Here is a 12190-nt window from a genome sequence, read left to right as displayed (position 1 = left end):
GTGGCGCTACCTCTCGAAGGTAATACAGACGCCGGATATACGTCCGCAAACCGATCTCATCAATGTCTTGCAACTGCAGGGGCGTCCATATACGTCTTTGAATTCGACACAGACCAACCGCACAGGGGTCAGCAACGAAGTACGCCCCTACCCACACGCACAATCGTCCCCCTGACGCACGTCAGGGCCCAGTGTCTTTGAAACGACACTCACCAACTGCACCGACGCCAACAACGAAGAGACTCACTCACCACACGCACAATGTCATCCCGGCGAACGCCGGGATCCAGTGTCTTTTGAAAGAGCCGATTAGGACTTGCAACGAAACAGAACATGCACCTCTCGAACAAACCCCAAAAACGCAAAAGCCCCGGGCTATGCCGGGGCTCTTTACTGCATCCACTCATTGGAAAGCAGTACTTTATAATTTGGTTGGAGCGCTCTCGCCCTCTGGGGCAGGACCGCTCTCTTCAGCCGATGCTTCAGTCGCAGTCACTTCCGCACGAAAGGGAAACGCCTTGAGGGCCTTGTCATGCTCTGCGGCACTTAAACGGCTGCCTTCATAACTGTTGGTCTGCACCGCTTTGCTCTCACTGGGTTGCTGAACCTGAATCCAGCCCAGCACCAACAATGCCAGAACAACCGGAATCAGTGCCTTGTACCTCATTCTTCGCCATCCTTGACTCATAAGCGGGGCTTTCAAGTTAACAAATGGTTACTGTTAGTTCAATGCGCAAACAGATTGATTCACTTGATATTTACACGCAGAGCCCAACTGTCATCACCACAACGGAAACCAATGGCTCATCCCACGCCGATGAACCAATATTGCCCATGCTGTCCCGCCCCTTTGCTTTCAAACGGTTACACAAAGTTCACAGCAATTTCCGTAGGATAATCGGCCACCACTGTATATAATCGCCCCTTTGAGTTGTTGTACCAGAGTTCGACAGATGACCAGACCGCTACGCCTTCTTCCCCTGCTACTCGCCCTTGGCTCCTCTCAAGCCATGAGTGCCCCCTGGGTATCCCCCAATGATCTGCACCTTAGAGCAGACATACAACGCTTGGCAGATGAGGGCGTTATCAAGGTTCCGGTCAACACCTTCCCACTAATGTGGGCAAGCATTCTGACCGACCTGGAAAATACTTCACTGCGAGATCTTTCACCGTCGGCCCGTCCCGCCTTTACCCGGGTACAGCACCGCGCCTACATGGACACCAAAACCGGTGCCTCTGTCGAACTTGGCATCGGCGGCGCTTCAGAAGAAGCGCGCTTCCAGCACTTTGGTTCACCACTGCGTGAGCAAGGTGAAGCCAACGTTACTGTTGCCTACCAAGGCAGCCGTTTTGCCGGCCAGTTGTCTGCCACCTATGCCCATGACCCTATAGACGGCGACAAGGCACGTTTTGATGGCTCCTACATGGCCATGGTGCTAGGTAACTGGGTATTCAGCGCCGATATGCAGGAGAAATGGTGGGGCCCCGGCTGGGACTCCGCCCTGCTGATGAGCAGCAATGCCCGCCCCATGCCCACTATTTCACTCAGCCGCAACCGCGCCGATGCATTTGAGACCAAATGGCTCTCCTGGATTGGCCCTTGGACGTTAACCACCGGCATTAGCCTGATGGATGATGAGCGCCATGTGGAAGATGCCCTGCTGTGGACCTTTCGTGCAACCGCCAAGCCGCTTCCCCAATTGGAAATTGGCGTGTCTCGTGCGGCACAGCTCTGTGGCGAAGGAAGACCGTGCAACCTCAGTACATGGAAAGATATGCTTCTCGGGGACGACAATACCGGTGGCCCAGAGCAGCAACCCGGCAACCAAGTAGCTTCTATCGACATTCGATGGGGCGGCTCTATCAATGACATTCCATATGGCGTCTATTGGGAAACCATGGGCGAGGACTCCTTCGGCCTAGATAAGTTTCCCCCTTTCCAAGCCAAAAGCTATGTCTACGGCGCAGACATAAGCTATCAAGTTGGAGAACAACAGGTTCGCACCTTTCTAGAGTATTCTGACACTGCAGCCTGGTGTAATGGACAATTCAATTGCACTTACGAACATCACATTTATCGTTCTGGATACCGCTATAACCAACGTAGTATCGGGAGTACCTACGACAACGACGCCTATACTTATGCTCTAGGCAATATAGGCTTTGCATCCAATGGCCATCAGTGGAAAGCCAACATTCGTTACTTGGACTTGAACCACGACAATAGTAATAGGGCCTACCCAGGTGGCAATACTGCAGCTGAGCGTGCAGAAGTAATGAAGCAGATAGACTTCAGCTACATCATGCCGTTGTTTAAGGGCCGCCTAGAAGTTGGCGCAGAGATCCACCACTCCAGCTTCGAAGACGATATCGACTCAAAAACTGACGGCAGTGTTTGGGCCGACTGGCGCTACCGCTTCTAACGCAAAAAGGGCCAGGAACTATCTAGTACCTGGCCCTCAAAACACATCTTCAACCTTACTGTCTTACCGTCCTATGCGCAGTGCTATATTCAAACTCCGCGCAAGATCGCCTTCCCGATACAGGCAAGAACCTAGCGGCTTTGAACTCGACACTGACTGACCGTACAGAGGCCGGCAACGAGGCTCCTTCCTCCCACCCGCACAATCGTCTTCCCGGCGCAGGCCGGGATCCAGTGGCTTTCCCACATCAAGGACAGTCGACCAGACTCCAGTTAGTTTCAAGGCTCTTTAGATGCACCAACAAGTATCAAACCCCAAAACCAAAAAAAGCGCTGCAAAGCAGCGCTTTTTCAACTCAGCGAAACAGAATCACAAGTCCAAAGACTTCAGATACTCTCTAAACTCATCACCAAGACCGGAATGTCGCAGAGCATAATCAATATTGGCTTTCATATAACCCAACTTGTCACCACAGTCATGGGACTCACCGGACATCTGGAACGCTTCAACGGTTTCCGATTCCATCAGCATAGCGATGGCATCGGTCAGTTGAATCTCACCACCGGCTCCAGGGGGAGTCTTCTCCAACAGAGGCCAGATAGCACCGGAAAGCACATAACGGCCTACTACTGCCATGTTGGATGGTGCCTCTTCAGCATCAGGCTTCTCAACGACCCCCTTCATCTCAACGCTTTCACCTGGACGAAGGCCAGAAGCATCGCAATCTGCAATACCATACTTAGAGACATCTTCTCGAGGTACGGCTTCAACCATAATCTGGCTGCTGCGAGTCTCAATGAAACGTTGCTTCATCGCAGCCAGGTTTTCAGATTTCTGGTCAGCTGTGTACTCATCCAGAATCACGTCTGGCAGCACCACGGCGAAGGGGTTGTCGCCAACCAACGGCTGAGCACACTGAATGGCATGCCCCAGCCCCTTAGCCTCGCCCTGACGCACATGCATGATGGTGACGCCTTTCGGACAAATAGACTGCACCTCGTCCAGAAGCTGGCGCTTTACCCGCTTTTCTAAGGTTGCCTCAAGCTCAAAAGAGGTATCAAAATGGTTCTCGATGGCATTTTTGGATGCATGAGTCACCAACACAATCTCTTTAAAGCCTGCAGCTGCACATTCATTGACGATGTACTGAATCAATGGCTTATCCACCAAAGGGAGCATCTCTTTAGGGATGGCCTTTGTGGCAGGCAACATGCGGGTTCCCAACCCCGCGACAGGAATCACTACTTTAGAAATCATCTGGTTCACTCGAAGTGGATTTGTTAAACCATAAAGGAGTACTACTGACTCGACCAGGCATTCATATTTGACTTAGGCAGTCTGACGAACTCAGCGTGAAAGAAATGTTTTGCAAGCTCAAGACAAAGAAGCTAGACAGCAACAAACCGGTCCATCCTTGAACCGGCTTAGAAAAGATTCAGCAGTTTCTACTAATCGCTACCGAACAAGTCGCGAGTGTAGACCTTATCAGCAACATCCCTGATGTCATCGGTCAAGCGGTTGGCCACAATCACGTCAGAGACCTTCTTGAACTCTTCCAGATCGGCGATCACGCGGGAGTGAAAGAAGTGCTCCTCTTTGAGTACAGGTTCATAGACTACCACTTCAATGCCTTTGGCCTTAATTCGCTTCATGACGCCTTGAATGGAAGACGCTCGGAAGTTATCTGAGCCTGCCTTCATGATCAGACGATGGACACCAACCACCTTAGGCTGCTTGGCAATGATGGCGTCTGCCACAAAATCCTTACGGGTGCGGTTTGCGTCAACGATCGCAGAGATGATGTTATTGGGCACCTCTTCATAGTTAGCACGCAGTTGCTTGGTGTCTTTGGGCAAGCAGTAGCCGCCGTAACCGAAGCTAGGGTTGTTGTAGTGGCTACCGATGCGAGGATCGAGGCCTACTCCCTCAATGATCTGGCGAGTATTCAAGCCATGTGTTTCTGCATAGCTGTCCAATTCATTGAAGTAAGCAACTCGAAGCGCTAAGTAGGTGTTGGAGAACAACTTTACCGCTTCTGCCTCGGTCGAGTCGGTGAACAGAACTGGGATATCCTGCTTCTCTGCACCCTCAACCAAAAGGTCTGCAAACACTTTTGCTCGCTCTGTGCGCTCACCAACAATGACACGAGATGGGTGAAGGTTGTCAAAAAGCGCCTTACCCTCACGTAGGAATTCAGGTGAGAAGATGATGTTCTCGCAGCCGAACTTCTCCTTTACACTTTGGGTGTACCCGACTGGTACTGTGGACTTAATCACCATGACCGCTTTAGGGTTGATGGCTATTACATCCTGGATGACTGCTTCTACGGACTTAGTATTGAAGTAGTTTGTTTGAGGGTCATAGTCCGTCGGCGTGGCAATCACTACGAATTTCGCTTCACGGTATGCGTCCTCTTTATCGAGCGTAGCCCGAAAATTGAGTTCCCGATGAGCCAGGTAGTCTTCAATTTCAGCATCCACAATGGGCGACTGGCGCTCATTCAGCAGAGCAACCTTCTCCGGCACGATGTCCAGTGCAACCACTTCGTTGTGCTGAGCTAACAGCACTGCGTTGGACAAACCAACATAGCCGGTTCCGGCAATGGCAATCTTCATCTACGTTCTTCCAGTACGATAAATCTAAAATATAAAAACGTTATCGAATCAAATAATAAGCCGGTCATGGTAGATCTGACCGGCTCAAAAAAATGGGATAAAGTTCAACTTTCGGCTGCTTTTACTTGGGGTAGCCCTCGGGGTTGAGTCTTTGCCAACGCCACGTATCCTGGGCCATCTGGCGAATATCGCGGGTTGCCTTCCAACCCAACTCGCGCTCAGCTTTCGAGGGGTCGGCGTAACACGCAGCTATGTCACCGGGTCTTCTTTCAACCAACTGGTATGGAATTCGTTGCTGACTTGCGTCTTCAAACGCTCTAACTACCTGCAGAACTGAGTGCCCTTCCCCTGTACCGAGATTATACACCTCTAACCCAGGATTGCTTCTTAGTCTATTTAGAGAAAGCAGGTGCCCTAAAGCGAGATCAACGACGTGAATGTAGTCACGTACTCCGGTACCATCAACCGTATCGTAGTCGCTACCGAAGACTGACAACACCTCCCTTTTACCCACAGCAACCTGGCTAATGTAGGGCATCAGGTTGTTAGGAATGTCGGTAGGGTCTTCTCCGATAAGCCCACTTTCATGGGCACCGACTGGGTTGAAGTACCGCAGCATTGCTATGTTCCAGCGAGAGTCCGACTTATGAAGATCCTGCAGCATCCTCTCAATCATGTGCTTGCTAGTACCATACGGATTGGTGGTCTCGCCTACAGAGAAGTCCTCCCGAATAGGCAGATTCTTTGGATCGCCATACACCGTTGCAGATGACGAAAAGACCAAATTGAACACGTTAGCCTTGGCCATAACTTCGCAAAGCGCAATCGTACTAACCAGATTGTTCTGATAGTAACGCAGTGGCTGGCTCACCGACTCTCCAACCGCCTTTAACCCGGCAAAGTGGATAACAGCATCTATGGGGTAGCAGGAAAAAATGGCCTCAAGAACGCCCTGCTCAGTCAAGTCTGCCTTATAGAAGGCAACCGATTTTCCAGTGATCTGCTGAACACGTCTCAGAGACTCATCAGAGCCATTGGACAAATTGTCTACCACTACGACTTGATGGCCAGCGTTAAGCAACTCAACCAGAGTGTGGCTACCTATGTAACCACATCCACCGGTAACTAAAACGATCGAAGAGTCTGATTCCATGAGTACGCCTCTTTTGCCTTTACTATCAATCACTATAGTTCAATTGCTGCAGTCTATGTTGGACTAGAAATTGAAGCTAGCTTAGATAGATGACAACTCTGCGCGCCTTAAGCTAACAACTTCGTTCACCCAGCTTGGCAAACGTAAACCTCGGCTAGCTTTAGAAGAATCGAAAGGAATAACTTACTTTTATGACTAGCCACCTATATCTAGGACGCTTCATGCTTTTAGCTATCCCCCAAAAGCCTATAGCCCCACAACATATTCCATTTCATACCAGTAGGTTAACCTAAGAATAGAATACCTTATACCAATCAGCGAACCGCTGCAGACCCTCTGCCAGAGAGGTATCCGGGCTGAAGCCTACCGCCTGCTGCAGGTTGTCGGTGTCGGCGAAGGTGGTGTAGACGTCACCGGGTTGCATCGGCTTCATATTCAACTTGGCCTTGACCCCCAGAGCCTGCTCCAGGGTCTGGATGAAGGTGAGCAGCTCCACCGGCTGATGGTTGCCGATGTTGAACAGCTGGTAGGGGGCGCTGGACTGGTCCGGAGTGGCGCAGTCGTTGTTGTCGTCCCGCTGGGGGATCGCCTCCATCACCCGCACCACGCCCTCGACGATGTCGTCGATGTAGGTGAAGTCCCGGGACAGCTTGCCGTGGTTGAACACGTCGATGGGCTCACCGGCGAGGATCTTGCGGGTGAAGCTGAAGTAGGCCATGTCCGGACGGCCCATGGGGCCGTAAACGGTGAAGAACCTCAGCCCGGTGGTGGGCAGGTCATACAGGTGGCTGTAGGTGTGGGCCATCAGCTCATTGGATTTCTTGGTGGCGGCGTACAGGCTCACCGGATGATCCACCGCGTCGCTCTCGCTGAAGGGCACCTTCTTGTTCATGCCGTACACCGAGGAGGAGGAGGCATACACCAGGTGCGGCACCTTCTGCTGACGACAGCCCTCGAGAATGGTCATCATCCCCGCCAGGTTGGAATCCAGGTAGGCCATGGGGTTGTCGATGGAGTAGCGCACCCCGGCCTGGGCGGCCAGGTGCACCACCCGGTCAAATTGGTCGCTGGCAAACAGCTGGGCCATCCCCTCCCGATCTGCCAGGTCCAGCTCAACGAAGCTGAAATTCTCCTCCGGCAGCAACTGCTCCAGACGGGCACGCTTGAGGGCCACGTCGTAGTAGTCGTTGAGGTTGTCCAGCCCCACCACCTGGTGGCCCATGGCCAGCAGACGTTTGCTGGTGTAGAAGCCGATGAAACCGGCGGCGCCGGTAACTAATATTCGCATCTAAGATAACCTTAATTTCTGTCTTACAAACAACTTCTTCAAATTGAAACTTCTTTAAATCTGGTTGCTCTTGAGTACTTTGAAAATGAACTTTCTAACTTCAAATTTTCCTCTAAACCATGTGACTCATTCCATACTAAATCACCAATTCCATCTGTAGGATTAAAGCCTGTAGGTGCCTGTAACAACAAGTTTCTTATCTTCTCATGCTCAAAGTTATGACAGGCATCGTCGAGTTCTTCAAGCAGTGATTCAAAGTCGGCGCGTTTCATAAATTTTTCGTTAGCTGTCATTATTCGATCATGGCTGGTACTCTTAACATCGTCGCCAATCAACAGTTCCTCAAAGAGTTTTTCCCCTGGCCTCAAGCCGGTAAACTCAATGGAGATATCTCCACTTTCATTACTCGGACTTTTCACTTCTAGTCCAGACAGCCTTATAAGCTTTTTAGCTAAATCTAAAATCTTTACAGGTTCTCCCATATCAAGAACGAACACATCGCCCCCCTTTGCCATCGCGCCCGCTTGTATAACTAGCTGAGCGGCTTCGGGTATGGTCATAAAATAACGAATTATCTCAGGATGAGTAACCGTAACAGTATTGCCTTCTGCTATTTGCTTCTTAAAAAGCGGGATAACAGATCCTGAGGAACCTAAAACATTTCCGAATCGAACCATGCTAAAGCAAGTTTGTTGTCCAACAGCACCATCCGCTAATGACTGTAAGGCCAGTTCAGCCATCCTTTTGGATGTTCCCATTATGTTGGTTGGTCGTACGGCTTTATCAGTAGAAATTAGTACAAAAGAACTTACTTTAGCTTCAATAGCAGCCCTTGCACAATAATATGTACCAAACACGTTATTCCTAATACCTTCTACTACATTGTATTCAACTAATGGAACGTGTTTGTATGCAGCTGCATGATATACTGTATCTACCTTAAAAGACTTCATAGTTGCTACTAGACGATTTATCCTTTGGACAGAGCCCAGCAACGGAATTACGGAAACGTCTAACGAGCCATCTACAATTAACTTCCCAAGTTCTTTGTCTATCTGATATAGAGCATATTCCGAAACTTCAAACAATATTAGCTTTTTCGGTTTTTGTCTTACGATCTGTCGACAAAGTTCCGAACCAATAGAACCCCCGGCTCCAGTCACCATAACGACTTGGTTCTGAATGTTTGCTGCCATAAGTTTTTTATTCGGATCTACAGGTTCTCTTCCGAGTAAGTCCTCAATAGGAACGTCCTTTAACTCATCGACTTTTGCATTGCCTTCTACAATATCCTTAAAATTCGGCACAGTAAGCACTTCAAGAGGTAAATGGATCAAACTATCTATTATTGACTTTCGCTGAGTACGTGATGACTGAGGAATAGCTAGCAATATCTTCTTGATGCCCATTTTTTTAACAAGGGACTCGATATTCCGACCGGAGTATACAGTAACACCTTGAATTATTGACTTTTTCTTATATGGATCGTCATCAATAAAACCCCTAACTTGATAACTTTCCGAGTTCCTTAGCGCAATTGCAAGTTGCCTTCCGGTTGTGCCAGCACCGTAAATAAGCACACTCTCGCACCCCTTCTTATTTGAAGATACGATTAATGACCTAGCGGTCAACCGAGTTGCACCACACAAAATTGATAAGAATGTAAAGTATATAACAGGTAACGTTCTAGGTAATTGTGCATCAAATAAGTAAGAGGATAAGAAGAGACATAGCGAAGAAAATCCTGCCCCTACTAGAATCACAGTTAAAGCATGAAACGTTAAATATCGTAATACTGCTCTGTACAAACCCAACTTAGCAAATGCAATAAGAGTCATTAGAATAGTGGCACCTAAGGTATAGGTTGCTTCCGTACTAATGGCTACATCAATCTCACCCAATCTAATTAACAAAGACAAGTAAAAAGAAAAACAAATTAGAGCAAAATCGATCACTAAGCTCAATATGCGTTTCTGATAGCGTGGCAAACTCCAGAAGAAATTGAGTCTTTCCATATTCATTGCCTCCTATGACTATTATTTCTTAAGAACAGCATCACCCTTCCCGCTACCAGCAATGGTCTTTAACACATAAGTAAAGTAGTTTTTCAAGCTTAATGAGTCGATCATTTCTTTATCGGTTTTAGCCAACAACTCCGGTGTAGACATATCTATATTGTTTATTTGTGCTAACCCAGTAATGCCAGGTAACACTTCATAAACCTTCAACTTACTTCTCTCTTCGATAAGTTCCTTTTGGTTATATAGATTAGGCCTAGGACCTACGAGGCTCATCTGGCCAAGCAAGACGTTTAACAATTGAGGAAGTTCATCTATCTTTGTCCTACGCAAAAACTTACCAAACTTAGTTATAGATCTATTACTGGCGAGATGACTAGCTACTGACTCTGTCTCAATCGCCATAGTGCGAAACTTGACTAGACTAAACGATTTCTTGTTTCGGCCAACACGTTTTTGAATAAATATAGGTGAACCAGTATCAAAGAAACCAACCAAAGTGACAATAAGTAACACGGGCCATAAAAGCGCTAAGCCTATCAAAGCTGCAAAAAAATCAACTATACGAATCATAATCTATTACTACATTCCTTGGATTTCAAAAAGGCATCAGCGGTTTGCTTAAAGCCGGCTTGTAATGTTTGAGGAGGTGTCCAACCCAAAGTCTTCTTTGTATGTGTGATATCGACCTGTAGAGAACCAGTTAACCTATCTACTACATCCGATTTCTTGAGCAATTTACCCAAAACTATATAACACCAAACTGGAATCGGCACTTGCCATTCAGATTTGCCGAGAGCCTTTGCCATTTCTCTGACCATCGAAGATGTAGAAACATCATGATCATCTGAAACCAAAAAGGTTTGATTGGCAGCCTTTGGATGAGTTATACAGATGACAATTAGATCTACAAGATTATCGACCGAAACAAGGCTACGTTGATTAGCGTTGATAGCGCCAAATGGTAAAGGAATACCTTTCGAAACCAAGTTCATTAATGAAGCAAAGTTGGCCTTTACACCTGGACCATAAACCAGGGTAGGTCTAATAATAACAACTTCTAACCCAGTCTCATTTGATATCTTTTGTAGCTCTAGTTCGGCCTCAGATTTAGATTGCCCATAATGATCCTCAAATGCATGAGCATCTCTTTCAGTAAACGGCTTACCACCAGTGGTGCTTTCACCATTTACTTTAATTGAACTGATGAATATAAAACGCTTTACACCCGCAGCAGCAGCTTGCTTTGCTAAATTTATAGTACCGGCAGTGTTAACTTTGCGATAGGCTTGTAAAGGATTTTCAACAGAGTCTCCCATCACGTGAACCCTAGCGGCTAAATGGACAATAACACTAACACCATCTAGAACAGAGGAGTAGTCAGATTCCCCATCAATTTCGCCCTCAAAATACTGGCTTGACTCAAGTGATTGAGGCCTTTTTCGGCCGAAGGCAACAACATCTTTAAGGGAGAGGCGAGTTAACAGTTTAGTGCCAACAAATCCGGATGCTCCAGTAACTAGTACCGTCATTATCTACCCACCATTAATGTTTGATAGATCTCTAAATGTCTAGATATGACATTGCTCACATCAAATTCTTTTACAGCATACATCCTTGCTCGCTCGCCCATTCTAACCCTCTCTTCTTTATCTGAAAGCAACATCATCAAAGCTTCGGCAAGCGCATCAGCGTTTTTTATCGGTACAAGCAGGCCTGTTTCTCCGTCAACAATTGCATCTCTGCAGCCTGGATTATCTGTAGTAACAATGGGTCGCCCGCAAGCAGCAGCCTCAATAAGAACTTTAGGAACACCTTCCCCGTAAAATGATGGCATTGTGACGATATTCGATTTAGCGAATAGTTCAGGAATATCATCGCGATGACCTAAAGCTGTGATAATACCCTGCTTTACCCAGTCGTCTACCTCTTCTTGCATTACCGAATTAGGATTTTCTAGATCAACATCGCCAATCAACCAAAAGTCGACATTGGGCCATTTACTCTGAACAATCTTAGCAGCATCAACAAAGTCGTAAACGCCCTTTTCACGTAGTAATCGACACGCCATGCTTACTACCATCCTATGTCCTGAAGGTTCTGGCTCATTACGATAGACAGAAAGATCAGCACCGGATCCCTTTATCAAGGTCCTATCATGCACTGTTAACTTAACGATTTCGGACAAAATGGCTTGGTCAGAGTTGTTTTGAAAAATAACAACTTTGTGTTGCGTACGTAACGCAAACCTATACATTAATGAAACTAATAGCTTCGTTATTCTTGCTCTAGCAGTTTCTGCCGTAAATACATAGCCCAGACCAGAAATTGCAGCTACAAAAGCTGGCGGACTGCTGATCGTCTGCAAGGCAATTCCTGTATAAAGCACAGGTTTTATCGTTATTGCATGCACAATGTCTACTTTGAGAGTCTTTATCAATCTCCGAATTGAGAGTATTGAACTAAATTCCCTTTTTAACGAATTGCCGCTCCGTGAAAATGTAATATCATGACAAGTTATGCCAAGTGCTTCAAGCTTAGCTTTACAATCGCTAAAAGTGCAAGCAAGGTGAACATCATAACCATTCTCTATAGCCTTTAATGCAATTGGAAGTCTGTGAGATATAAAAAACCAATCCACATTAACAACAAAAAGTATTTTTTTCATTATATTATAAAACTCTTGATATCAG

The 12190-nt window shown here is 47.2% G+C and carries 10 protein-coding genes; 1 reads left to right on the top strand and 9 read right to left on the bottom strand.

Annotation, left to right across the window (positions count from 1 at the left end):
• Nucleotides 1-421 precede the first annotated feature (421 nt).
• A complete protein-coding gene (locus tag QUE41_RS06045) occupies nucleotides 422-667 on the bottom strand; it encodes a hypothetical protein (protein ID WP_286341988.1) in 246 nt (81 codons plus the stop codon).
• A gap of 400 nt (nucleotides 668-1067) precedes the next feature.
• On the opposite strand from QUE41_RS06045, the gene QUE41_RS06040 reads away from it, so the two are divergent.
• On the top strand, nucleotides 1068-2423 hold the full coding sequence (locus tag QUE41_RS06040; protein WP_286341987.1) for a capsule assembly Wzi family protein: 1356 nt from the start codon (nucleotides 1068-1070) through the stop codon (nucleotides 2421-2423).
• Between the two features lie 369 nt (nucleotides 2424-2792).
• Here the strand turns inward: QUE41_RS06040 and galU are convergent, their stop codons facing one another.
• The 8 genes from galU to QUE41_RS06000 all read right to left on the bottom strand — a co-directional run bounded on the left by galU (nucleotide 2793) and on the right by QUE41_RS06000 (nucleotide 12165).
• Complete coding sequence (galU, locus tag QUE41_RS06035) at nucleotides 2793-3680, bottom strand: UTP--glucose-1-phosphate uridylyltransferase GalU (RefSeq protein WP_286341986.1); 888 nt, start codon at nucleotides 3678-3680, stop codon at nucleotides 2793-2795.
• A gap of 191 nt (nucleotides 3681-3871) precedes the next feature.
• Nucleotides 3872-5038: a nucleotide sugar dehydrogenase gene (locus QUE41_RS06030; protein WP_286341985.1), complete on the bottom strand. Its 1167-nt coding sequence runs from the start codon at nucleotides 5036-5038 to the stop codon at nucleotides 3872-3874.
• Between the two features lie 121 nt (nucleotides 5039-5159).
• Nucleotides 5160-6191, bottom strand: coding sequence for a UDP-glucose 4-epimerase GalE (gene galE / locus QUE41_RS06025; RefSeq protein WP_286341984.1), 1032 nt, complete (start codon nucleotides 6189-6191; stop codon nucleotides 5160-5162).
• A gap of 289 nt (nucleotides 6192-6480) precedes the next feature.
• Entirely contained in the window at nucleotides 6481-7479 is a 999-nt protein-coding gene (locus QUE41_RS06020; protein WP_286341983.1) for an NAD-dependent epimerase, read from the bottom strand.
• A 38-nt stretch (nucleotides 7480-7517) separates the two neighbouring features.
• Entirely contained in the window at nucleotides 7518-9494 is a 1977-nt protein-coding gene (locus tag QUE41_RS06015; RefSeq protein ID WP_286341982.1) for a polysaccharide biosynthesis protein, read from the bottom strand.
• A gap of 21 nt (nucleotides 9495-9515) precedes the next feature.
• Nucleotides 9516-10070, bottom strand: a complete 555-nt coding sequence (locus QUE41_RS06010) for a sugar transferase (RefSeq protein ID WP_286341981.1) — start codon at nucleotides 10068-10070, stop codon at nucleotides 9516-9518.
• Nucleotides 10067-11029: a UDP-glucose 4-epimerase family protein gene (locus tag QUE41_RS06005; RefSeq protein WP_286341980.1), complete on the bottom strand. Its 963-nt coding sequence runs from the start codon at nucleotides 11027-11029 to the stop codon at nucleotides 10067-10069. Before QUE41_RS06005 ends, QUE41_RS06010 begins: the two co-directional genes overlap by 4 nt.
• On the bottom strand, nucleotides 11029-12165 hold the full coding sequence (locus tag QUE41_RS06000) for a glycosyltransferase family 4 protein (RefSeq protein ID WP_286341979.1): 1137 nt from the start codon (nucleotides 12163-12165) through the stop codon (nucleotides 11029-11031). Before QUE41_RS06000 ends, QUE41_RS06005 begins: the two co-directional genes overlap by 1 nt.
• Nucleotides 12166-12190 lie beyond the last annotated feature (25 nt).

Origin of the sequence: Ferrimonas sp. YFM (assembly GCF_030296015.1) — a bacterium.
GTDB lineage: Bacteria > Pseudomonadota > Gammaproteobacteria > Enterobacterales > Shewanellaceae > Ferrimonas.
This window is presented reverse-complemented; position numbering and strand designations above follow the sequence as displayed.